This window comes from Ralstonia sp. SA306, from assembly GCF_054792405.1.
Genome location: NZ_CP096451.1, coordinates 2,210,092 through 2,231,928 on the forward strand (window position 1 = coordinate 2,210,092; position 21,837 = coordinate 2,231,928).

Here is a 21,837-nt window from a genome sequence, read left to right on the forward strand (position 1 = left end):
GCGATGGAGCGTGCGCCGCTTGTTGTATCGCGTATCCCGCGCGCAGCTACATGTAATGCGCCCGCATCCGCTCCAGGCACACGCGCGCATCACCCACAACGAGGCGGCAACTGCAAGCGACCATGAGGTTACGCGGCAGCCCGAAATCCTCCACGGTCCATCCTTGGGCATCGGCACCATTGGCGTTCGGAAACTGACCGACCAGAGGCACGGCGGGCACGTTGTAGCACCACACGTCTTTGCCACGGGCGATGGCGTAACCGATTTCGAAGCACGTGCCGGAATCGGGTTCGTAGCCGCGAAAATCCGCCACGTTGGCAAGCACGGCGTCGGCAGAGTCGATCAGCGCGATGTTCTGGCGGTAGATCTCCGCAGCGGTCGCAGGGCCATCGGCCTGTGGCGCAATCGTGTTATCGAGCGGATACAGGCCGATGTAGCCGAACTCCGCACACAGCGCCTTGAGCGCTTCGCCGTGCGCGATGGGCTCCGGACGGAAAACGTCCGGCCCGGCGAGATACAGGCGCAACGTCATGATGCGGCCTGTACCGAATGCGCTGTCGAAGCACGTTCGACCAGCGTACCCGGGAGCAATACGACTCGGGCATCCCCGCTTACGCCTTCGATGCGTTCGTGCACGAATTCGACCGCCTTGTAACCGATATCGTACGTCGGTTGCCGGATCGTGGTGATGCCGATCAACTCCGCCCATTCTGGATCGTCGATCGACAGCAGCGCCGTCCGCTCCTGCCAAGCTGGGCCAAATTGCGTGCGCAGATGCCGCGCAACGACCAGCGCAACCGGCGCGTTGGCAACAAACAGCGCCAGTCGTTCTCCGCCCCGCTGTTGCACCGCTTCGATGCGAGCATCGATCTCCGCCAGCGCACGCTCGACTGAGGCCGGATCGTTCGGGTCCAGCACCACGGTCGGCTCCGCTGGCCGGCCTCGCGCTGCCATCGTCTCTCGGAAAGCGAGTTCGCGCTCACGCCGGGAACTGACCTGCTCAAACGGCTGCACGATGAACTGGATGGAATCGAAACCTTGATCCAGCAAATGCTGCACACCCAACCTGACGGCGTCGCGGTTATCGAGGCCCACCAAGTCGGCGTCGAACCCTTCGACCGTGCGATCCACCAGCACGGCAGGAATGCCGCCGCCACGCAGCGGGTGCAAGACGGCTTCTTCTGCACCGAGCGCGTTGACGATCAATCCCTCGACCCGGTACGTCGTCAGCAACTGGACGAACCGGCGCTCCATCTCGACCTCGTTTGCGGCGTGGCAGATGAGCGGCATGTAGCCCAGCGCGTGGCAGGCGGCCTCCACGCCTTGCAGCACTTCGACCGTATAAGGATTGGTCAGGTCGGCCACCAGCATGCCGAGCAGACGATTGCGGCCGCGTTTGAGGCCGCGCGCCATCTGGTTGGGCCGGTAGTTCAACCGCTGGATGGCCCCTTCGATGCGCTGCCGCAAATCTTCGGAAAGGACTTGTGTCTCGCCATTCAGATAGCGGGACACGCTGGTCTTGCCGGTTCCCGCTTCGCGGGCAACGTCGGTGATGGTCGCAGGGCGCGAGGAGGAGGATGGGAAATCAGTCACGATGCGCTTCAGAGCAGTCCGTCGGCGCGAGGGGCCGGAGCCAGGGTGCGAGGATCATAGCGCAATCCCCGCGCCCCACTCATGAGACGCGAGCACGCTCCAGCACCTGCGGATTGACGAGGTTCTCACGCAACGTGCCAGCCAGCGCCCTGACCAGGTTGTCGGCCGCGCAGCGGGCCATTGCGTGTCGCGTCTCGTGCGTTGCGGAGCCGATATGGGGCAATGCCACCACGTTCTTCATCAGCAGCAGCGGCGAGTCTGCGGGCAGCGGTTCGTGCTCGAACACGTCCAACCCCGCGCCGCGGATCGTGCCGTCGCGCAATGCATGGATGAGCGCCGCCTCGTCAACGACGGGCCCACGCGACGCATTGATCAGGATCGCATTGCGTTTCATCTTCGCCAGCTCCGCCGCGCCGATCAGGTGCTGTGTTTCGGGCGTCAGCGGCACCTGCAGGCAAACAAAATCGGCTTCGGCCAGCAACGTGTCGAGCGTCACGCGGCGCGCGCCGTACTGCGCTTCGGCTTCGGGATGCGGATTCCGGTTCGTGTACAGGACACGCATCCGGAAACCCAGCGCTGCGCGGCGCGCCAATGCCGCACCGATCCGACCCAGCCCGACGATGCCGATCGTCTTACCCTGAACGTCCGTGCCGTAGAGCTCAGGCCCGATGCTGCGCTGCCAGTTGCCGGCCCTGACCCACTCGGCCAGTTCCACGACGCGACGCGCCGACGCGAGAATCAGCGAAAACACGGTATCGGCGGTCGACTCGGTCAACACATCCGGTGTGTGCGCCAGCGCAATGCCACGACGCGTGAGATCAGGCACGTCGAAATTGTCATAGCCGACAGAGATCGTGGACCACACCTTGAGCCGGGGCGCGCGGTCGAGCATCTGGGGCGTGATCTTCAGGCTTGCACCGATCGCGCCCTCGGCGTTGGCAAGCGACCCGGTCAACGCCGCAACACCGTCGACCTGCACGAGTTCGACATGCTGGCGCAACTGGGCGACGACATCGTCGGGCAATGGCTTATAGGCAACGACGAGAGGTTTCATCAAATCATTTTCCAGGTACGGGATGGGCGAGCCCGTAAGCATCACGCGGTTGCGGCTTGACGCAGAGCGTGAGGACCACGGCCGCCAAGAGTGCGGCGCTCATGAATGCGTACGACGCCAGCGGCGAACCGGTGGCACCGTTCAGGTAGCCAACGAAGTACGAGCCGACAAACGAACCGAGTGCGCCCATGCTGTTGATCAGCGCCATCGCGCCGCCCGCGACGTTCTTCGGCAGCAGCTCCGGCACAATGGCGAAAAACGGACCATATGGCGCATACATCGCCGCACCGGCAATGACGAGCAACGCATACGACATCCAGAAATGCGTTGACCCAAGTCCATACGATGCAGCAAACGCCGCAGCGCCCACCAGCAGGAACGGCCAAACGAAACCGCGCCGTGAACCGACCTTGTCGGACGCCCACGACGCCGCGAGCATCGCGATGGTGGCAGCCAGATACGGCAGCGCCGACAGCCAGCCCGTTTCGACCATGCTGAGCGACGAGCCGTTCTTCACGATAGACGGCAGCCACAGCACGAAGCCATAGACGCCAATGCTCCAGCAGAAATACTGCGCGCACAGCTTGATGACGACAGGCGAGCGGAAAGCCTCGCCATAGTTGCGCATCGGCTTGATGGCCGCTTGCTCCGCCGCCAGTACCTGTTCCAGGTCGCGCTTTTCCTGTGTGCTCAGCCACGATGACTGCGCGGGCTTGTCCTGCACCAGGCACCACCAGCACACGGCCCAGATGATGGCGGGCACGCCCTCGGCGATGAACATATGGCGCCAGCCGAACTCGCGCACGAGATAGCCCGACACCACCGACATCCAGAGCACGGTCACAGGATTGCCGAGAATCAGGAACGTGTTCGCGCGCGATCGTTCCTGCTTGGTGAACCAGTTGCTGATGTAGATGAGCATCGCGGGCATGACGGCCGCTTCGACCACGCCCAGCACGAACCGGATCGCCAGAAGCGAGGGAATGTCACTCACGACGCCCGTGAGCGCCGCGCACAAGCCCCACAGCACCAGGCTGATGAACACGAGCTTCTTCACGCTGCGCCGTTCGGCATAGATCGCGCCCGGAATCTGGAAGAAGAAATAGCCGAGGAAGAACAGCGCGCCAATCAACGACGACAGCCCCTGGCTGATCCCCAGATCGTGATTGATGCCGGCCGCCGCCGCGAAACCATAGTTCGCGCGATCGAGGTAGGCCAGGCTGTAGGTAATAAAGACGATCGGCATGATCATCCACCAGCGCCGCGCAGCCAGTTGCGTTGCCATGGTCGTGTCTCCTTTGGTGGTTTGCGTCGCCCACGAGGGGCGGCAGTCGAAGCGCTGCGTTACACGCTAGAAATGGGTTCCGGCGCGCGCATCATGCGAGCCGGTCGCTCAAGCACATCGAGCTCGGCGCGAGTCGGCAGGCCTTCGGAATCTCCGATCACCTGGATCGCCAGCGCGCCAATACGGTTGCCGCGCGCAACGGCCAACTCGGGTGACTGCCCTTCGAGTAGCGCGCTGACAACGCCCACTGCAAAACCGTCACCCGCGCCCACCGTATCGACGACGCGCTCCACGCGCACGCCGTCGGCGATGCCTTCTGCGCCGTCGGCGGTCCGGTAGTACGCGCCGGCAGCACCCAGCTTGATGGCAACACCACGAGCACCTTGATCGAGATAGAAGCGAGCGATATCGGCCGGGCTGTCATAGCCGGTCAGTTGCTGCCCCTCGGACAAGCCGGGCAGCACCCAATCGGAATGCGCCGCCAGCGCGTTCAGGGTGTTCACCATCTCCGCAGCGGACGGCCACAGCGTTGGGCGCAGATTCGGATCGAACGAGATCGAGCCACCGGCTGCGCGCATCTCGCGCGCGAGGTGGAATGCAAGCTCACACGACGACGCTGAAATTGCCGGGGCCACACCCGTCAGATGCAGATGGCGCGCGCTGAGAACATAGTCGGCCACATAGTCGGCGCAGGAGAGCCGGCTGGCGGCCGACCCCTTGCGGAAGTACTCGACACGCGGATCGCTGCCGTCGTCAGCCCGCGACTTGAGCTGAAAGCCGGTCGGATATTGCCGATCTACCGCCACGCATGAGGCATCGATCCGTTCGCGCGCCAGCGTCTCCAACACATATTCACCAAACGAATCCTGCCCCACCCGGCTCACATAGCCGACGCGAAACCCCAGCCGACTCAAGCCGACGGCCACGTTCAGATCAGCACCCGCAATGCGCTTGGTGAACTGCGTGGCCTGCGCGAGCGGCCCAGGCGCCGTCGCCACGAACATCGCCATGGCTTCGCCGTAGGTGATGACATCCAACATCTGTGACATGCGTAAGTTCCTTTGATGTCGAGTCACAGTCAGGCGGCCTTGAGCCACGTGACATGCCGATGCGCATCGACAGCGAGATCGACCGCGTCGAACGGAAATTCGATGCCGCGCGGAACATCGCCCGGCAATGCCGCCAGCACAGCCGCGAACCGCGCATCGTTGCCCGCTGGCGCCACCGCAAAGCGGCGTGCTCCCTCGCCCGCGACGCTTTTGCAATGGATGTATTCCACATACGGGGCCAGGGCTCGCGCGCACGCCAGCGGCGCTTCGCCCGACCACTCCCAGTTGCCGACGTCGAACGTCATGCCCAGCATGTCGGCCACACCCGCCACTTCCAATGCGTCGAACAAACCTCGGAACTGCGCCAGCGAGCCGCCCACCGTCTGTTGACCGTTCTCAACCAGCACCCGCGCGCGCCAGCCTTGCAGCAGTTGGGCCAGCACCTCTGCCGACGCATCGCCGGCAAACCCGCCAAGCTGGAACTTCACGATGCGCGCGCCCAATGTTTGCGCCTCGACCAGCGCGCCGCGGATAGCAACAGCGTCCAGAGCGCCATCGTCCGTGTACAGCGTGGCCGGCGTCGAATAGACCGCCCAGAGACCATGCGCCGCAATCAACCGGCCCAAGGCAGCGAGGAGCTCTGTCGATACCGCGCCATCGAGCCCAGCGGGCAACAATTCACGCCGCACCTCGAAGCCGGCGGCACCGACCGATGCGGCCACGGGAACATAGGCGTGATGCCCCTGCTCAAGCACGTGGGCGGCGCCGAACGCGCTCGCCACTATCACGATATCTGCCATTTGTGCGCTTTTCTCCGTATGGAACCGGTTCCAGTAGAGGATATGGTGGTGGCTGCGTGTCGTGAGCGCTATAGAGAAAATCCCTAGCGGCGGCAGAATGCGACGCGCCCGCCATGTGATCGGCGGTGGTCAGGGGATGCAGCTATCGGGAAGGCGTCGCGTGCTATCGATGTGGAAGCTGCGACCGCACAGAGTGCGAGGAGATGGCAGTCGCGCGGAATTACCAAACAAAAAGGGCCGACAGTTGCCTGTCAGCCCTTCGAATTTTGGTGGGTCCTGCGGGATTCGAACCCGCGACCAATAGATTAAAAGTCTACTGCTCTACCGACTGAGCTAAAGACCCCAAAGACCGCGATTATAGGAAGATATCGGCGATTCTGTCAACGCCTGGCAGATCAAACCAGACGCTCCATCCGCCACATCTGGTAGCGGAACGCCAGCACCGCGCCGATCACGATACCGGCCAGCGCGATGAACGAGCCGATCGCCAGCGTCGACACGCCCGACAGCCCCTGCCCGATCGTGCATCCCAGCGCCGTCACGCCGCCAATGCCCATCAGGATGCCGCCAATGATGTGGTTGCCCGTGTCCTCGGCATTGGCAAAGCCCTCCCAGCGGAACGAGCGCGTGGCCAGTGCGACCGCCGCCGAGCCCGCAATCACGCCCAGCACGCTCACGATGCCGACGGTCAGCACCTTCGACGTATCGCTGAAGAACATCAGCCACTCCAGCGTGTACGACACCGGCGCCACGAAGCTCAGCGCTTCCATGCGGCCGCTGTTGGTCGCCACAAACGCTTCCTGCAGCGTGTTCGGATCTTCCTGTACGTAACCGAGATGCCCCGACACGTACCACATGCCGACGATGATGAGCCCGACGCCGATGCCTCCGAGCAAGTTGTCACCCGTGCGGAAATCGCGCGCGAGCAGCGCCCACAGCGATAGCGCACCACCAATTACCAGCGCCAGCACCAGGCGCAGCATGCGCGCATCGGCGGAGAACGCGTGGCCCAGCACGCTCGGTAGATCCTGCGACGTCGGCAACGTAATGGCCACGCTGTCCACCGTTGCCACACGCACCACGCCAAACACGCCCTTGAGCGTCATGTACGCCGCCAGCCCCAGAAACACAAACACGACGACCGACTTCAGATTGCCGCCGCCGATACGCACCAGCGTCTTGCTGCCGCACCCCGAACCCAGCACCATGCCGAAGCCGAACAGCAGCCCGCCTACCAACGATGACAGCCACAGCAGTTTGCTCGCCGTGTAGATCGTCTTGCTCGTATCGATCAGGCCAAGCCAGCCTAGGCACCCCGTGCCGATCATGGCCACGCCGATGGCCAGCGCCCACATGCGCAACCGGTTCCAGTCGCCGATGTTGACGACGTCGGACACCGCACCCATCGTGCAGAAGTGCGTGCGCTGGAGGATCGCGCCAAACACAAACGTAAGCGCAAACGTGGCCCACAGCACCGTGTGGGACAACGCGTTGAGGTCGATATCGGGCATGGTGCGTCAGACGTAGCGGGTGGGGTCGGGCACGCCGGCGGCTTCAAACCCGGCTTTGCGGATCCGGCACGAATCGCACACGCCGCAAGCACGGCCGTCGTCGTCGGCCTGGTAGCACGACACGGTCAGGCCGTAGTCCACGCCGAGCCGCACGCCGGCCTGGATGATCTCCGCCTTGGTCATGTTGATGATGGGTGCGTTCACGCGGATGCGCTCGCCTTCCACGCCGGCCTTCGTCGCCAGGTTGGCCAGCGTTTCATAGGCGGCAACGTATTCGGGACGGCAATCCGGATAGCCGGAGTAGTCCACTGCATTCGCACCAAAAAATAGGTCACGTGCGCCAACCGCCTCGGCCCAGCCAAGCGCCAGCGACAGCATGATCGTGTTGCGCGCCGGCACATACGTGATCGGGATGCCTGATTGCGCGCCGTCGGTCGGCACGTCAAGCGCATCGTCCGTCAATGCGGAACCACCGAACTTGCGCAAGTCCAGATCGACGATTTCATGGCGCACTGCACCCAGCGTCGCCGCCACTTTCTTGGCCGCTTCCAACTCGGACGAGTGGCGTTGGCCGTAGCGCATCGACAGCGCGTAAGTCTCAAAGCCATCGGCATTGGCCATGGCGAGCACGGTGGCAGAGTCCAGCCCGCCGGAGAGCAGGACGATGGCGCGTTTTTTCATGGGCGAAGCCTTGCAAAGCAAATCGGGAAGGCCCGCATTTTAGCGTGCCGCCGCCCTGCTTGCGCCCGACGCGGCATATGCCCGCCATTCGGCGCCCTATGAAAAACGCCCGCCGGTGCAGCCACGGGCGGGCGTTTGTTCAGATGCCGGGCGGCTTGCCGATCAGCGCATCGTCTTCAGACGGCTTTGCGCGGTCTTGGCCTGCTCGGTACCGGGATACTGCGAGACCACCGATTCCAGCGTCTTGCGTGCAGCGGCCTTCTGGCCCGACTCGCCCTGGTTGGTCGCCACCTGCAGCAGCGCATCGGGCGCCTTCGGATGCTGCGGGTTGCTGCGCGCCATGTTCTCCAGCACGTAGCTCGAGCCCTTGTAGTCGCGCTGCGCATAGAGCGCATTGCCCAGCCAGAACTGCGCCAGCGGCAGATACGGGCTTTGCGGATACTTCTTCACGAACGCCGAGAACTGGTTGCCCGCGCCCTTGAAGTCGCCACCCTGGAACGCCTTGAGCGCAGTGTCGTATTCCGGCTTCTCATTCGGCTGGACCATGCCTTCGCGGCCGTCCACCGTCGCTTGCTGCGGCTCGAACTTCTTCAGGCGCGCATCCAGGTCAGAGTAGTAATCCTTCTGCTGCTTGGTCAGCGTATCGACGCTGTTCTGCAGCACTTCGTTCTGCCCGCGCAGGCGCGCCACTTCGGATTTGAGCGTTTCAATCTGGTTTTGCGCGTCGATCAGATTCTTGCTGTTTTGATCGATGCGCTGGGCCGCCGTCGACTGGAAGTTGTTGAACTTGTCGCGCATGTCGATGATGGCGCGGCGCGCCTCATCGTCGTCAAACACCCCCGCTGCCGCCGGGCCGGCCATGGTGAGGGCGCCACCCGCGACGAGCGTCGCCATTAGGATGGCCCGACGCATGGCCCCATAAGCGCGCTGTTTCATCATCGTATTCATGTGATTGCCAACGTAAGAACGCCGGCCGCAACCTCGCAGCCGGCGCGTTCCACTTCAAACCGTACCGATTAATAGACGATATCGGCGCGGCGGTTCTGTGCCCACGAGTCTTCGTCGTGGCCGGTCGCTTGCGGCTTTTCCTTACCCAGGCTCACGGCTTCCATCTGGCTGTCAGGCACGCCCATCGACGACAGGGCGCGACGCACGGCCTCGGCACGCTTCTGACCCAGTGCGAGGTTGTATTCGCTGGTGCCGCGCTCGTCGGTGTTGCCCTGGATCAGGACCTTGCGCTGGTTGTGCGACTGCAGGTAACGCGAGTGCTGACCCAGCAGGCCTTGGTACTCCGACTTGACCGAGTAGCTGTCGAAATCGAAGTAGATGCTGCGCTTGGCCAGCGGGCTGTTCGGGTCGGTCAGTTCGTCACGGCCCACGTCCACCGGGGTCACCGTGCGGGCATCAGCGCCAGTGCCGGCAGCACCGCCCGTACCGTTCTTGGCGGTGTCATCGAGCTTCACGCCCGAGCTGCAAGCGCCCAGGGCCAGCAGCGCGGCAATGGCTGCGAGTTTGATCATGGTTTGGGACTTCGACATGTCCGATTTCTCCTAGTGGAACAGCTTCGTTATTGCATGAAAGGACCCCACGCCGGCTCACGAACTTCGCCGGCCTGGAGGGAAAGAACCTGACGCGTACGGCCATCGGTCGACACGGCGGCCAACACCGATTTGCCGCCAACGCGCGTGGAATACAGGATGAACTTGCCGTTGGCCGCAAAGCTCGGCGATTCATCGTGCGACGTATCCGTCAGCGCATTCACATCGCCGTTGGACAAGTCCTGCGTGTACAGGCGGAACGCACCGCCCACGCGCGAGATGTACGCCAGCAGCTTGCCGTCCGGCGACACACGCGGGCTCGTGTTGTAGTTGCCCTTGAATGTCACGCGTTGCGCACCGCCCGACTCTTCTCCATCAACCGACATGCGATAGATCTGCGGCGCACCGCCGCGGTCGCTGGTGAAGTAGATGTAACGGCCATCCGGCGAGAACGACGGTTCGGTATCGATCGCGCTACTGCGGCTCAGACGGCGCAAGCCCGAGCCATCGGCGTTGACCATGTAGACCTGTGTATTGCCATCGCGCGAGAGCGACACCGCCACGTGGCGGCCATCCGGCGACCAGGCCGGCGCCGAGTTGTTGCCCTTCTGGTTCGAGATGACCGTGCGGCGGCCCGCCACCAGGTCATGCACGTACACCACCGGCTTCTTGCTCTCGAATGACACATACGCGACCTTGGTGCCATCCGGCGACCACGACGGCGAGATGATCGGCTCATTGCTCGTCAACGCAATCTGCGGGTTGGCGCCATCCGAGTCGGAAATCTGCAGTTGGAAGCGGCGGCCAACCTTGGACACGTACGACAGGCGCGTCGCAAAAATACCGCGCTCGCCAATCAGCTTCTGGTAGATGTAATCGGCAATTTCGTGTGCAGCCAAGCGCAGTTGGCCAGGACCGCGCGTAAGCGACAGGCCGCCCAAGCTTTCGCCCTTGGCGGTGTCGTACAGGCGGAAGCGGATTTCGTAGCGATCGCCATTGCGGGTCACGGTGCCGCCCACAAATGCTGCTGCGCCCTTGGTTTTCCAGGCACCCAGGTCAGGTGCCGGGCTTTCCGGCACCACCGCGCCGGCAACATCGACGTTCGAGAATCGGCCGCTGCGCACGAGGTCTGCCCGGACGATGGCCGAGAGGTTTTGTGGGGCCTGTGCCTCGCCCTGGAAGTTGGCGATCGCGATCGGGTACTGGCTGGCGCCGACGCCCGAGATCTCCACGTTGAGCTGGGCATGGGCAACGCCGGCGCTTGCCGCAGTCAGCAGCAGTGCCTGCGCTGCGCGTCGGAACATCGGGATCCACATCGTTCGCATCATGTTCATCTTCCCTACTATCAAATCCGGAATCTGAGTACCGTTGGCCAGCGCCGCCTGGGCGAGCGCCGACCCGTTATTCCTTCGGCCGGAACGTCAGGATGACGCTCGACGGCGCTTTGCCATTGGTATCGCGTGGCAGCGGGTCAGAGCGCTCGACCGCGCGCATGACAGCCTCGTCATAGGCGCCGTTGCCGCTCGATTTCGTCAGGCGCTTGGACAAGATCGAACCATCCGGCGCCATCTGCACCGACACGACCGCCGACGGGTTGCCGTTGACCGCCGAAGGATCGAACAGGATGTTCGGCTTGACCTTGGCCCGCACACGCTCGGCATACCCTGCCGATGCTGTACCGCCCGTGCCCTGAGCATTGCCAACACCACCGCCGGAGCCCGCCACCGTGCCAGTCGCGCCCGCCCCCGCCATTGCGCGCAACCGATCCAGTTGGGCCTGACGCTGTGCATTGGCACGCGATTCATTCGCCTTACGCTCGGCATCGGCCTTGGCCTTGGCTTCTGCGGCAGCCTTGGCTTTCAATTCCTTCTGCTTCGCCTCGGCTTCCGCCTTGGCCTTGGCTTCGGCCTGGGCTTGCAGTTGCGCATTCTTGCGAGCCTGCGCCGCGTCGGCAGCAGCCTTTTCAGCCGCTTTTTCCTTGGCCTGCTGTTCGGCCAGGGCCTTGCGTTGGAGTTCCGCCTGACGGGCTTGTTGTTCTTCCTTCAGACGGGCCTGACGCTGTGCTTCGGCGCGGCGGGCGAGCTCGGCCTCACGGGCCGCCGCAGCCTCCTGCTCACGCTTGCGCTTCTGCTGCTCCAGCGCGATATCGGCTTCCTCTTCCACCTTGGCCGGCGGCGCCTTGATCACCGGTTCCGGCTTGACTTCTGGCACCGGCGCGGCCTGCTGTACGGCTTGCTGAACCGCCGCCTCGTCCCACAGCTCCGCCTCTTCGCCGCGCGGGGTGCTGCTCTGCCACTGCACGCCAAAGTACAGAAAGATGATCAGCAGAACGTGTGTCAGGACCGCCAGCCCGAACGCGCGCAGCGTGCCACGCTCGCGCACAGGCTCATAACGATGCAACGACGTCGTAGTCATGACGTTCAGGTTGCCCCGCCTTGGTTCGTCAACGCTGGGTTCATCAAGGTGCTCATGACGATTTCACCATCAGGCCGACGCGCTTCACGCCATCGGCCTTGAGCACGCTCATCACGGTCAGCACGCGGTCGTATTGGACCGACTTGTCGGCGGCGATCACGACGGGCTGATCGGGGTTTTCGTCAGTGCGCTGCTTCACAAACGCGCGCAGCTCGTTGTTGTTGGCGAGCTTCTGCTCGATTGCTCCCGAACCAGTCTTGACGCGAGCAAGGATCGTGCCGTCACCCTTGATGGTCACGACGATGGGCGGCTGGGTCTGCTGCGGCGTGGCGTTGGCCACCGACGGCAGATTGACCACCCCGGGGTTCACCACGGGTGCCGCCACCATGAAGATGACCAGCAGCACCAACATCACGTCGATGTACGGGACAACGTTGATATCGGCCTTGGCCCGTCGGGCGCGGCGCGTTCGCTGGATGGTAGCCATGAGCGCGGCTCCTTAGCGCGTTTGGCGCTGAAGGATGTTAGAGAACTCTTCCATGAAGCTCTCGAAGCGGTTGGCCAGGCGGTCCATCTCGGTGGCGTAGCGGTTGTAGGCAATCACCGCCGGAATGGCCGCAAACAGACCGATGGCCGTGGCGACCAACGCTTCGGCAATACCAGGCGCCACGGCCGACAGCGTCGCCTGCTGCACGTTGGACAGGCCGCGGAAGGCGTTCATGATCCCCCAGACGGTACCGAACAGGCCGATGTACGGGCTGACCGAGCCGACCGACGCCAGGAACGGCAGGTGCGATTCCAGCGAGTCCATCTCGCGCTGGTAGGCCGCGCGCATGGCACGGCGGGAAGCATCGAGAATGGCACTCGGATCGCCGCCGCCGCGCTGCAGCTCGCGCGCTTTGAGGTATTCGCGCATGCCGGCTTCAAAGATGCGCTCAAGCGCTCCGGTCGTGTGGCGGTTGTTGGCGGCGCTCTGATACAGCGCCTGCAGGTCGCCGCCGGCCCAGAAATCGCGCTCGAACGATTCGGTCTGGCTGCGCGCGGCGCGCAGGGCAAAGGCTTTGCGGAAGATGTACGTCCAGGAGAATAGCGACATCACCAGCAGCAGGCCCATGACGAATTGGACCAGGAGGCTGGCGTGCAGCACCAGCGAGACGATCGACAGATCTTGTGTGACCTCGACGGGATTCATGCGGCGGCTTTGATGGTTGCGAGTACGGGAGCGGGAATCGGGGTCGGCCGGAAAGTGAGCCGGTCGACACATCCAACACGAATCGTGCCTGATGCGAGCAAAACGTCGCCGCGCCAGCCTTCCTGGGCGAATTGGACCGACGCGGGGCCGACCCGTTCCATACGCGAACGGATCTGCAGCAGGTCATCCAGGCGTGCCGGCGCGCGGTAGTCCACAGCGGTGCTACGCACCACGAAAATGGCCCCGGTCGTGTCGGCCAGCGCCTGCTGGTCGACCCCAAGCGCGCGCAGCCACTCTGTGCGGGCGCGCTCAAAAAATTTCAAATAGTTGGCGTAAAACACCACGCCACCTGCGTCGGTATCTTCCCAATACACACGCAGGTTCCAGTCAAAAGAAGCCATCGGGTAATTTTACCAAGACGCAAGTGACGGCCAGCCATCCACCGACCGGCCGAGGGCTTGCGCTGGAATTCAGGCCATGCCTCGCGTCACGCTGGTGGCCGAGAATGACTGGCAAACGGGCATCAGCTCCATCGCGTTGACATTGAAGTGCGCGGGAAGCGCCGCCATCCAATAGACGGCCTCGGCGATGTCATCGGCCGTCAGGGCTTCCGTGCCTTCGTAGACCTTCTCCACGCGGGCATCGTCACCCTTGAAACGCACGTTGGAAAATTCTGTGCCGGAGCAAAGACCTGGCTCGACGTTCGAAACGCGTACGCGGGTACCGGTGAGGTCCGCACGCAAGTTCAACGAAAACTGGTGCACGAATGCTTTGGTAGCGCCATACACGTTGCCACCCGGGTACGGGTACGTCCCCGCGATCGAGCCAATATTGATGACGTGACCGCGGTTGCGTTCGACCATGGCCGGAAGTAACGCACGCGTCATATGAACCAGCCCGGAGCAGTTGGTGCCGATCATGCGGTCCCAATCGGACAGGTCAGCGCGCTGGGCGGGTTCGAGGCCCAGCGCCAGACCAGCGTTGTTGACCAGCACGTCGACTTCACGCCAGCCTTCTGGCAGCGTGCCCGGCAACGCCGCAACGGCATCGGCGTCCAGCACATCCAGTACGAACGGCAGCATGGCATCACCCAATTCAGCCTTGAGTGCGTCTAGACGGTCCTGGCGGCGGCCTGCCGCGATCACGCGATGGCCTTCTCGCACGAAACGCCGCGCGATGGCCGCGCCGAACCCGGCGGTCGCGCCGGTCACGAATACGATCATGGAAGTGTCTCCGGACCTTAAAAAGCGAAAGATCAGAGTTTACCTGAAGCCTGGAACCGCATTGCACCGCAATGTGCGTGTCTGCACGCTCGCTTCTTGCGGCGGCCATGGGGCTGTCGTACACTCGCGGGCAACCATTCCACCTTGCGCGACTGGCGAATCCTGGAGCAGCTTCAGAGGCTCCGACATGTGGGCAGCGACCACGAGGAAGCGCAAGGTTTCTGGCGTCATGCACAACGGCGCCTGCCGCTCGCCTGGGCAGCGAATGGGAAGCACAGGGTGACTTGGACACCCGCTGCAATCGGCCAACACCGGGCGCAGTCGTTCAAGCCGCGCGCATGTTTCCCCACGCCTCGCCCGATCTCCGCCATTTCCGTTTCGTTTCAGACCAGACACTCGCCATGTTCGAACGCAGCCGCTATACGATCGACCAGATCGATCCCGAAATCTTTGCCGCCATCCAGAAGGAAAATCAGCGTCAGGAAGACCATATCGAGCTGATTGCCTCCGAGAACTACACCTCGCCGGCCGTGATGGCCGCGCAGGGCTCGCAACTGACCAACAAGTACGCAGAGGGCTACCCCGGCAAGCGTTACTACGGCGGTTGCGAATATGTGGACGTGGTGGAACAGCTCGCCATCGACCGCGTGAAGCAGCTCTTTGGTGCCGAAGCCGCCAACGTGCAGCCGAACTCGGGCTCGCAGGCCAACCAGGGCGTGTTCTTCGCCGTGCTCAAGCCGGGCGACACGATCATGGGCATGAGCCTGGCCGAAGGCGGCCACCTGACGCACGGCATGGCGCTCAACATGAGCGGCAAGTGGTTCAACGTTGTGAGCTACGGCCTCAATGCGCAGGAAGACATCGACTACGACGCGCTCGAGGCCCTGGCGCAAGAGAAGAAGCCGAAGCTGATCATTGCCGGCGCATCCGCATTTGCGCTGCGCATCGATTTCGAGCGCATCGGCAAGATTGCCAAGTCGATCGGCGCGTATTTCATGGTGGACATGGCGCACTACGCCGGCCTGATCGCCGCGGGCGTGTACCCGAACCCCGTGCCGCACGCTGACTTTGTGACGACGACCACGCACAAGAGCCTGCGCGGCCCGCGCGGCGGCGTGATCCTGATGAAGGCCGAGCACGAGAAGGCCATCAACTCGGCGATCTTCCCGGGTATCCAGGGCGGCCCGCTGATGCACGTGATCGCCGGCAAGGCCGTGGCGTTCAAGGAAGCCCTGTCGCCGGAGTTCAAGGCTTATCAACAACAGGTCGTGAAGAACGCCGCCGCCATGGCTGAAACGCTGATGGCCCGCGGCCTGCGCATCGTGTCTGGCCGCACCGAAAGCCACGTGATGCTGGTCGATCTGCGCGCCAAGAAGATCACCGGCAAGGAAGCCGAAAAGGTGCTGGGCGACGCACACATCACGGTCAACAAGAACGCAATCCCGAATGACCCGGAAAAGCCGTTCGTGACCTCGGGCGTGCGCCTGGGTTCGCCAGCCATGACCACGCGTGGCTTCAAGGAAGCCGAGGCCGTGAAGGTCGCCCATCTGATCGCCGATGTGCTGGACAACCCGCACGATGAGGCGAACATCGCCGCCGTGCGCGCCAAGGTGGCTGAGCTGACCAAGCAGTTCCCGGTCTACGCCTAAGGCATCCGCCGATGGCCGGATCTTCCGGCCACGTAGTACCCTGCCGCGATGCGCCCGCCCGGGCCATCGCGGCGTTGTTCTTTTAGCGCAGTGCGTTCTTTGAGGTTGCCGAGGAGACCACCGGCATGAAATGCCCCTTTTGCGGCCACGCGGCCACCCAGGTGATTGATACCCGCATGTCGGAAGAAGGCGACACCGTACGCCGCCGCCGTCGCTGCGAATCCTGCGACCGCCGCTTCACGACCTACGAACGCATCGAGTTGTTCTTCCCCGCCGTCGTCAAGAAGAACGGCAGCCGCGTCGACTACGACCGCAACAAGGTCAAGGACTCCATGCGGCTGGCGCTGCGCAAGCGCCCCGTTTCCGCCGAAGCCATCGACGAAGCCATCGCCCGCATCGAAGAAAAACTCCTCAGCCACGGCGAGAAGGAAATCGGCAGCGACCGCGTGGGCGAGCTGGTGATGCGCGAACTCAAGCGGCTGGACAAGATCGGGTACATCCGGTTTGCGTCGGTGTATCGGAGTTTTGAGGATGTGTCGGAATTTCGCGACGTTTTGGATGAGATTGCGGCGACGAATGTGCGGAAATGAACAAAAGCCCTGGAGGCCTTTTTTCTTTCCTGTTACCAACACTGCGCTGACGTAGTACCTGCCGCCATGCCGACGTTGCCTTGCACGCCGAGCTGGTTGATGGTGTATGTCCCGCAGGCGTCGGCCGTTTGCGGGCTGACCGGAACAGCAGAAGCGGAATAGCCAGGCGCTGCCGCACCACTCGCGCCTGCCGTGCCCGTTACCGCGACATTCAGCTGATAGTACGACTGCGTGCCAGACTGAATGGCGAACGGAAAGCTCGCCGCCGCATAGCCGAGGGAGGCAGGCGATGCTGCGTAGCTATTCTGCAGTGTAAAAAACCGCTCCTGGCGTGCTGCCAGATCCAGCAGCGCCGTCTTCGCATCCGCGCGGTGCGATTTCAGGATGTACTGCTGGTAGGACGGATAGGCAATACGGGCCAGGATGGCGATGATCGCTACCGTAATCATCAACTCCATCAAGGAGAAACCGCCTTCGCCAGGGGACAAGGAGGGAGTCTTGGTTCGGCTCATGATTAGCGCAGCTTGGTCCAAGTCATGCGAGAGCCAACACCGGCGGCGCTCGGGTTGATCTGGTTGACCGTACCCGTGCCGCTGACGGTCTGCTGCACCAGGTACGGCAGCTTATTGGCGGTCACGATAGACGGAGTGCCGGTACCACTCAAACCGATACCGCTGACAATGCCGCCGTTGAGGGTCGGGAAATTGTTGTTATTGTCGCCGAAGAACGAGGCGGTACCTGCCCCACCCGATGCGACCGAAATGGCCATGGTGTAGCCAGATGCTGGCGTCGAGCTACAGGATAAAACCTGCTGCGTGCCTGGCACGGTCGTATTGACGATGAACATGCCATAGGCCAGCGTTGGGTTATAGACCACCTGTTCATAGTTCGTGACCGCGCTCGAACCAGAGCCCGTGGTGGTGCTGGGCAGCGCGAGCTTCCAGCCAAACTGGGTATTAGCGGTCCCGCTAGTGCCGCACGCTGTCGATCCCATCCAGCAAACCTTATTGTTGCTTACAGTCCGGTACGATGGCGTCGTGCCCGAGCTTGCAGACGTGTTGGTGATACTTTGTGTCTGCAGGGTAGAGGCGGTCACGGTCTGCGGGCCGGTCAGGGTTGCGTAGACTGCAGCCGCCGGTGCGATATTGTTCCAAGCGCTCATGTTCCAGTCCCAAACACCGTACAGGGACTGTGCAGTGTTGCTGGAATAGGCCGCAGCGCTGGTCTGTGTCACCGGGAAACTCTGACCGGTGCCGAAGCTGACGAGTACGCGCGGCGCGCCCGTGCCGCTGCCCGGAATGGCGGCAACCGCGACCTTGCTGGTAATCGGTTGACCCGCAGGCGTCGAGAACATCGGCGCAGACGAGACGCTCCACGATGCCGGGTTTTGCGAGGTCAGGTCGAAACGCCAGACGTTGCCAAATGCATCGCCCGCATAGACGTAGTCGGTGATGTGATCACCATCCAGGTCCGCTGGTGTGACATAGGCGATACCGTTCTTATTGTTCGCCTTCAGCGGATCCTTACTCGGACCGTACTTTGTGTCGAGGTAGTAGAACGACGTGGTGCCGTTGCTGGCCACCAGCATGATGTACAGACCCGCCGACCCGTTTGCACTGTTCAAGCCGTTACCGAACAGCACGGCCCAGTTGCCGTTATGGAGCCGGCGAATGACGGGGGTGCCATAGGTGTTGCCCAAAAAGGCGCCACAGCTGGTGACATTGGTACAGGTGAGGGTCGAAGGCGTCCATTCACCGAGCACCAGCGAACCAGCGTTGCTCTCACTGAAGTTAGCAGGGTTGGTGATATCAAGCGCGTAGATAGCGCCCGTACCGACGCTGGTGTTGTCGGCGATGGCGCCCCCGGCGTTGCCGCCTCCGCCCAAGCCGCCAACCAACCATGTGTGCCAGGCATTGTTGTAGTAAAGCTCCCCTGTACCTGGCGTCGCATCCACGTACAGATTGTGAGCATACGAAGGCGAGCTGAAATCCAGCTTGCTACTGGTGTTGTAGATGGTGTTCAGGGCTGCCGCCGGCATGTAAGCCAGAACCTCCTGCCCATCGTTGGGGGTGGTCGCCGTGGTGAACTTACCGGTCGCGTCGTAACCACCTGCACGGAAACCATGCAACATGCCGTCGTTGGCGCCCACATAGACCACGTTCGCGCGCTGCGCATTGTTGGTCTTGAAGAGTGCGTAGCTGCCGGACGTTTCGGGCGGAACTGCCGTCCCGTAGAGAGAATCCACCCACGGGCCATTGTACGGCGCCGACGGTGCACCAACCCAGGTCGGGCTGGAGTTCATGATGTCGCCCATCACGCCGGTGCGGGAGCGGAAAGAGCCGCCATTGGCGACTTCATTGGTGCGATCGCCCCGCAGATAGAGTTGGCGAGGGCTGCTGGTGCCGCTGGCTGAGCCGCTGTCCAGCGCATTCTTCTGTGCAGACGTGAGGCTCGACCATTGGAAGGGAATGCCAGTGGTGCCATTCCACGTCAAAATGTTTCGTGCCGATGGGGCTTGTGCAGTCAACGTCGAGGTGGAACTAATGGCCGGGCATGCCCCACCCGTTAAGGTGCAGCTGGCGTTCCAATTGGCATTGGTAGCAATGGAGACGATGCCCGTCGTCGGGTCCATCACCAGGTTTTGTGCGGTCAACTCGCCCCACCAGTTGGTCGGGTGATAGTAGGCGAGATACACCTGAGTCCCGGCTTCCACGCGGGCTGACTGCTGCACGTTGGTACCTGCCGAGCTGTTGGCTTGCCCCACCGGTGCTGCCTTGAAGCAGGTGATTTCGTGAACGTTACTGCCACCGCCGGTACCCGCCGAGAAGCCAAAGCGGAATGACGAAGGCAGCGGGCCGTTCGACGCGGTAATACTCTGGTTTGTGATCACAGGCTGGGCCGTGCCACCATTCACGCTATATGAAAGGCTCAGCAGACCGTCTTGCGTGATACTGAGTGCGTAGGTGATAGGGGTCGCATTTCCCCGCACCGCGTTGCTGCCTCCTGCCGAATTCTTTCCAGCAGCTTCCTGGCTGTAGAGCTTGACGGTACTACTTAACGTATCGCCGCCAAGATAGTTGTAGTTATATGGAATCTGCTCGGTCGTCTGGTTGCCGTCGTAGATGTAGTATCCGTTCGCGTCCTTCTGCCCCTTACCGCTGAAGTTATAAAGATAGCCTGCTGCACACGTGCTCTGTACAGCGTTCATCTGAGTCGTGCTCAGGGCTGACGGATAGTACTTCGCGTAGTTCGTGGACAGGTTCGCCCAGTTGGTGTTGCCCGCACCGCGCAAGCTAATGCGACCGGGAATCGCACCACCACTCGCCCCGGAGCTAGTGTTGTCGCCGGCGTTCGAGAAATTTCCGAACTCGTCGATACCGAGACCGATATAGCCACCCTGCACGCCATCGTACGTAGGGTTGCCGTTAGAACAGCTGTAACCAAGACTGCCCCCCAGCGCCCCCACCGTTGCCGGGTACTTGCCGTCGGCCAAGAAGAAACTGATGCCGTCAGCGCCAGACGCTTGGCCAGCGGCGTTCTTATAGGCATTACCACCGTACGTCACCGTCGTGAACGTTACCTGTATGCCCTGATTGGTCGGGAAGGTGAAGTTCGAAACGACAGCGCCCGTCTGGTTATTACCGTTGCTACCGGTGGTTGTATCACCATTGGTCAGACGCAGAGCCCCAGAACCCACCGCGTCAGGAAGCGTACCCGTGACACCACCCACAAGCGTCTTACCGCTGTAGTAACTGAGGCCCGAACAGGCCGGAATCGTGCCTGTACCGTTGCCCGCAGTCAGGCATGCGCCGTTCAGCGCCTGCCACTTGTACGAAGATGACGCCCCCGTCAGCGTGTCGCTGATCACCAACTGCGCCCTGGCAACCCCCGGCAGTAGCGCAGCGGTTGCCAGCAAACCCACCCGTTGAATTGTTTTCATCACTGTTGTCCCAGATCTTTGGCGCCAGAACTAATGCGATAGGTGCTCTGCACCACTGCTGCTGTCGTTGCATCACCGCCAAAGCCATAGGCGGTGACTTGGTAAAGCTGTGCGAGCCCGTTCGGGCTCATACCGATGTAGTTGATGTACAGGCCTGGGACACCCGCGTAGTTGATATCCCCCGCCGGAGAACTCGCACCGGCCATGCCTCCACCGCCATTCGCCGTCATGGAAGGCGGCAGATAGGTTGACCCCACGCCCCATGGCAAAGTAGAAGGAGTCGCCAAGGCGGTGTTGCATACCCGCATATTCGTGAGCGTATTGCCGTTGTTAACGCCCGAGCAGGCGATGCCGGTGGATCCGTTGCCCTGTCCCAACCACCATTCGCCGTACTGAAGGGCGCTCTGTGCAGCCTCGAGCGCACGCTGCTTATCCCGCGTGTTTGCCGCAATCTTCTCTTGCAGGCCAAAGCTACGAAACATGCCAATAGCAAACAGCGTGAGAACAACCAGCAACAGTAATCCAACAACAAGGGTGTACCCGCGCTCAGCGCGACTTGGCAGCTTGGAAAAACGCATGGTGGTGCTCATGACTGGTTCTTCAGGCTGATGTTCTGCACCCACGTTGTGCTCTGTGCCTGCCCAACTTGGTTACCAAACTGTGTGGTGAACGTGAGGGTGACTTGAACGGTATGGACTTGCGACCAATAGCCCGACGCTGCCACCTGCGCGGCCGTCAGATAAGAGTCGTCATAGCCGTTGCTGTTGGTATCGGTGCCATACAGCACGCTCAGTCCAGTGACCCCACTCACAAGCGGTACCGTGGTTGTTACACCACTGGACACGAGCGTCATCGCACACTGCAATTCGTTGTTTGCATTGACGGACAATGTGTTGATGTAGACCTGCTGGGCACCACTCGTGTTGGTCTGCCCTAGGCAATTCATGGTGCCGTCACCGCTGGCAGTCGCAAACTGCGTTGTCACCGTATCGGTGCCCGCCGTCGCACCCGAGGTACCGGAAATTACCTGGCCGGCAGCCAGCGAGCCAGTGGCCGGGAATGCCGACAGGGCCGTGTTGACTGTTGGGTTGGGGAAATACCCTGCCTGCTGTACAACATTGGTAAAGATGGTCAGCGCTAGCCGTTCATTGTCTTGCAACTGTGCAAGCTGATCCTGGCTGGTGAAGGTCTTCTGCATATTGACGAATACCACCACCACGCCGCTCATGATGAACAGCGCGATCACCATGGCGATCAGGATCTCAACCAGGCTTGTACCGGCCTGATTGCGTGCCGATCGCCTCCGCAGAGTCATGG

General features: G+C 62.4%; 22 protein-coding genes, 1 tRNA gene and 1 riboswitch. Of the genes, 2 read left to right on the plus strand and 21 right to left on the minus strand.

What is annotated here, in order from left to right; genetic code table 11:
• Positions 1 to 46: 46 nt before the first annotated feature.
• From M1D44_RS10570 to M1D44_RS10650, 17 genes are all read right to left on the minus strand, one after another.
• Positions 47 to 532, minus strand: a complete 486-nt coding sequence (locus M1D44_RS10570) for a nucleoside 2-deoxyribosyltransferase (RefSeq protein ID WP_024976348.1) — start codon at positions 530 to 532, stop codon at positions 47 to 49.
• Positions 529 to 1,593: a LacI family DNA-binding transcriptional regulator gene (locus M1D44_RS10575; protein ID WP_316853259.1), complete on the minus strand. Its 1,065-nt coding sequence runs from the start codon at positions 1,591 to 1,593 to the stop codon at positions 529 to 531. Before M1D44_RS10575 ends, M1D44_RS10570 begins: the two co-directional genes overlap by 4 nt.
• Before the next feature lie 79 nt (positions 1,594 to 1,672).
• A complete protein-coding gene (locus tag M1D44_RS10580; protein ID WP_316853258.1) occupies positions 1,673 to 2,647 on the minus strand; it encodes an NAD(P)-dependent oxidoreductase in 975 nt (324 codons plus the stop codon).
• 4 nt (positions 2,648 to 2,651) lie between these two features.
• Complete coding sequence (locus M1D44_RS10585; protein WP_024976351.1) at positions 2,652 to 3,932, minus strand: MFS transporter; 1,281 nt, start codon at positions 3,930 to 3,932, stop codon at positions 2,652 to 2,654.
• 59 nt (positions 3,933 to 3,991) lie between these two features.
• A complete protein-coding gene (locus tag M1D44_RS10590) occupies positions 3,992 to 4,981 on the minus strand; it encodes a sugar kinase (protein ID WP_024976352.1) in 990 nt (329 codons plus the stop codon).
• A gap of 29 nt (positions 4,982 to 5,010) precedes the next feature.
• On the minus strand, positions 5,011 to 5,781 hold the full coding sequence (locus M1D44_RS10595; RefSeq protein WP_316853257.1) for a sugar phosphate isomerase/epimerase family protein: 771 nt from the start codon (positions 5,779 to 5,781) through the stop codon (positions 5,011 to 5,013).
• A 267-nt stretch (positions 5,782 to 6,048) separates the two neighbouring features.
• A tRNA-Lys gene (locus tag M1D44_RS10600) sits at positions 6,049 to 6,124 on the minus strand.
• A gap of 52 nt (positions 6,125 to 6,176) precedes the next feature.
• On the minus strand, positions 6,177 to 7,292 hold the full coding sequence (locus tag M1D44_RS10605) for a YeeE/YedE family protein (RefSeq protein WP_112185527.1): 1,116 nt from the start codon (positions 7,290 to 7,292) through the stop codon (positions 6,177 to 6,179).
• Between the two features lie 6 nt (positions 7,293 to 7,298).
• Positions 7,299 to 7,973, minus strand: coding sequence for a 7-cyano-7-deazaguanine synthase QueC (queC, locus tag M1D44_RS10610; protein ID WP_112185529.1), 675 nt, complete (start codon positions 7,971 to 7,973; stop codon positions 7,299 to 7,301).
• A 162-nt stretch (positions 7,974 to 8,135) separates the two neighbouring features.
• Positions 8,136 to 8,921 carry a tol-pal system protein YbgF gene (gene ybgF / locus M1D44_RS10615; RefSeq protein WP_024976356.1) on the minus strand — a complete coding sequence of 262 codons (786 nt, stop codon included), beginning with the start codon at positions 8,919 to 8,921 and terminating at the stop codon, positions 8,136 to 8,138.
• A gap of 68 nt (positions 8,922 to 8,989) precedes the next feature.
• On the minus strand, positions 8,990 to 9,511 hold the full coding sequence (gene pal, locus M1D44_RS10620) for a peptidoglycan-associated lipoprotein Pal (protein ID WP_004629508.1): 522 nt from the start codon (positions 9,509 to 9,511) through the stop codon (positions 8,990 to 8,992).
• Positions 9,512 to 9,540: 29 nt separating this feature from the next.
• Positions 9,541 to 10,845 carry a Tol-Pal system beta propeller repeat protein TolB gene (gene tolB / locus M1D44_RS10625; RefSeq protein ID WP_024976357.1) on the minus strand — a complete coding sequence of 435 codons (1,305 nt, stop codon included), beginning with the start codon at positions 10,843 to 10,845 and terminating at the stop codon, positions 9,541 to 9,543.
• A gap of 67 nt (positions 10,846 to 10,912) precedes the next feature.
• On the minus strand, positions 10,913 to 11,926 hold the full coding sequence (tolA, locus tag M1D44_RS10630; protein WP_024976358.1) for a cell envelope integrity protein TolA: 1,014 nt from the start codon (positions 11,924 to 11,926) through the stop codon (positions 10,913 to 10,915).
• A 52-nt stretch (positions 11,927 to 11,978) separates the two neighbouring features.
• A complete protein-coding gene (gene tolR, locus M1D44_RS10635; protein ID WP_024976359.1) occupies positions 11,979 to 12,413 on the minus strand; it encodes a protein TolR in 435 nt (144 codons plus the stop codon).
• 12 nt (positions 12,414 to 12,425) lie between these two features.
• Positions 12,426 to 13,118, minus strand: a complete 693-nt coding sequence (gene tolQ, locus M1D44_RS10640) for a protein TolQ (protein ID WP_004629517.1) — start codon at positions 13,116 to 13,118, stop codon at positions 12,426 to 12,428.
• A complete protein-coding gene (gene ybgC, locus M1D44_RS10645) occupies positions 13,115 to 13,519 on the minus strand; it encodes a tol-pal system-associated acyl-CoA thioesterase (RefSeq protein WP_004629519.1) in 405 nt (134 codons plus the stop codon). The genes tolQ and ybgC overlap by 4 nt, the downstream gene beginning before the upstream one ends.
• Positions 13,520 to 13,588: 69 nt before the next feature.
• Positions 13,589 to 14,341 (minus strand): SDR family NAD(P)-dependent oxidoreductase, encoded by a 753-nt coding sequence (locus tag M1D44_RS10650; RefSeq protein ID WP_112185533.1) that lies wholly within the window; start codon positions 14,339 to 14,341, stop codon positions 13,589 to 13,591.
• 138 nt (positions 14,342 to 14,479) lie between these two features.
• A riboswitch (ZMP/ZTP riboswitch) is annotated at positions 14,480 to 14,608 on the plus strand.
• Positions 14,609 to 14,742: 134 nt separating this feature from the next.
• Here M1D44_RS10650 and glyA point away from each other — a divergent pair.
• Entirely contained in the window at positions 14,743 to 15,990 is a 1,248-nt protein-coding gene (gene glyA / locus M1D44_RS10655; RefSeq protein WP_027677962.1) for a serine hydroxymethyltransferase, read from the plus strand.
• Positions 15,991 to 16,115: 125 nt separating this feature from the next.
• Entirely contained in the window at positions 16,116 to 16,580 is a 465-nt protein-coding gene (nrdR, locus tag M1D44_RS10660; RefSeq protein ID WP_024976362.1) for a transcriptional regulator NrdR, read from the plus strand.
• A gap of 32 nt (positions 16,581 to 16,612) precedes the next feature.
• On the opposite strand, the gene M1D44_RS10665 is transcribed toward nrdR, so the two are convergent.
• Genes M1D44_RS10665 through M1D44_RS10680 form a run of 4 tightly spaced genes read right to left on the minus strand, consistent with a single transcriptional unit; the run spans position 16,613 to position 21,835 of the window.
• Complete coding sequence (locus tag M1D44_RS10665; protein WP_024976363.1) at positions 16,613 to 17,092, minus strand: type IV pilin protein; 480 nt, start codon at positions 17,090 to 17,092, stop codon at positions 16,613 to 16,615.
• Between the two features lie 2 nt (positions 17,093 to 17,094).
• The gene (locus M1D44_RS10670; RefSeq protein ID WP_037031652.1) at positions 17,095 to 20,520 is read right to left on the minus strand and encodes a pilus assembly protein; all 3,426 of its coding nucleotides are present in this window, start codon (positions 20,518 to 20,520) and stop codon (positions 17,095 to 17,097) included.
• On the minus strand, positions 20,520 to 21,110 hold the full coding sequence (locus M1D44_RS10675; protein ID WP_024976365.1) for a pilus assembly PilX family protein: 591 nt from the start codon (positions 21,108 to 21,110) through the stop codon (positions 20,520 to 20,522). Before M1D44_RS10675 ends, M1D44_RS10670 begins: the two co-directional genes overlap by 1 nt.
• Entirely contained in the window at positions 21,107 to 21,835 is a 729-nt protein-coding gene (locus M1D44_RS10680) for a PilW family protein (protein WP_200869034.1), read from the minus strand. The genes M1D44_RS10675 and M1D44_RS10680 overlap by 4 nt, the downstream gene beginning before the upstream one ends.
• Positions 21,836 to 21,837: the final 2 nt, after the last annotated feature.

Excerpts from the sequence above, each read along its gene's own strand:
- M1D44_RS10570 (WP_024976348.1), bottom strand. The coding sequence starts at position 532 with ATGACGTTGCGCCTGTATCTCGCCGGGCCGGACGTTTTCCGTCCGGAG.
- M1D44_RS10580 (WP_316853258.1), bottom strand. The coding sequence starts at position 2,647 with ATGAAACCTCTCGTCGTTGCCTATAAGCCATTGCCCGACGATGTCGTC.
- M1D44_RS10585 (WP_024976351.1), bottom strand. The coding sequence starts at position 3,932 with ATGGCAACGCAACTGGCTGCGCGGCGCTGGTGGATGATCATGCCGATC.
- M1D44_RS10590 (WP_024976352.1), bottom strand. The coding sequence starts at position 4,981 with ATGTCACAGATGTTGGATGTCATCACCTACGGCGAAGCCATGGCGATG.
- M1D44_RS10595 (WP_316853257.1), bottom strand. The coding sequence starts at position 5,781 with ATGGCAGATATCGTGATAGTGGCGAGCGCGTTCGGCGCCGCCCACGTG.
- M1D44_RS10605 (WP_112185527.1), bottom strand. The coding sequence starts at position 7,292 with ATGCCCGATATCGACCTCAACGCGTTGTCCCACACGGTGCTGTGGGCC.
- queC (WP_112185529.1), bottom strand. The coding sequence starts at position 7,973 with ATGAAAAAACGCGCCATCGTCCTGCTCTCCGGCGGGCTGGACTCTGCC.
- ybgF (WP_024976356.1), bottom strand. The coding sequence starts at position 8,921 with ATGAATACGATGATGAAACAGCGCGCTTATGGGGCCATGCGTCGGGCC.
- pal (WP_004629508.1), bottom strand. The coding sequence starts at position 9,511 with ATGTCGAAGTCCCAAACCATGATCAAACTCGCAGCCATTGCCGCGCTG.
- tolB (WP_024976357.1), bottom strand. The coding sequence starts at position 10,845 with ATGAACATGATGCGAACGATGTGGATCCCGATGTTCCGACGCGCAGCG.
- tolA (WP_024976358.1), bottom strand. The coding sequence starts at position 11,926 with ATGACTACGACGTCGTTGCATCGTTATGAGCCTGTGCGCGAGCGTGGC.
- tolR (WP_024976359.1), bottom strand. The coding sequence starts at position 12,413 with ATGGCTACCATCCAGCGAACGCGCCGCGCCCGACGGGCCAAGGCCGAT.
- tolQ (WP_004629517.1), bottom strand. The coding sequence starts at position 13,118 with ATGAATCCCGTCGAGGTCACACAAGATCTGTCGATCGTCTCGCTGGTG.
- ybgC (WP_004629519.1), bottom strand. The coding sequence starts at position 13,519 with ATGGCTTCTTTTGACTGGAACCTGCGTGTGTATTGGGAAGATACCGAC.
- M1D44_RS10650 (WP_112185533.1), bottom strand. The coding sequence starts at position 14,341 with ATGATCGTATTCGTGACCGGCGCGACCGCCGGGTTCGGCGCGGCCATC.
- glyA (WP_027677962.1), top strand. The coding sequence starts at position 14,743 with ATGTTCGAACGCAGCCGCTATACGATCGACCAGATCGATCCCGAAATC.
- nrdR (WP_024976362.1), top strand. The coding sequence starts at position 16,116 with ATGAAATGCCCCTTTTGCGGCCACGCGGCCACCCAGGTGATTGATACC.
- M1D44_RS10665 (WP_024976363.1), bottom strand. The coding sequence starts at position 17,092 with ATGAGCCGAACCAAGACTCCCTCCTTGTCCCCTGGCGAAGGCGGTTTC.
- M1D44_RS10670 (WP_037031652.1), bottom strand. The coding sequence starts at position 20,520 with ATGAAAACAATTCAACGGGTGGGTTTGCTGGCAACCGCTGCGCTACTG.
- M1D44_RS10675 (WP_024976365.1), bottom strand. The coding sequence starts at position 21,110 with ATGAGCACCACCATGCGTTTTTCCAAGCTGCCAAGTCGCGCTGAGCGC.
- M1D44_RS10680 (WP_200869034.1), bottom strand. The coding sequence starts at position 21,835 with ATGACTCTGCGGAGGCGATCGGCACGCAATCAGGCCGGTACAAGCCTG.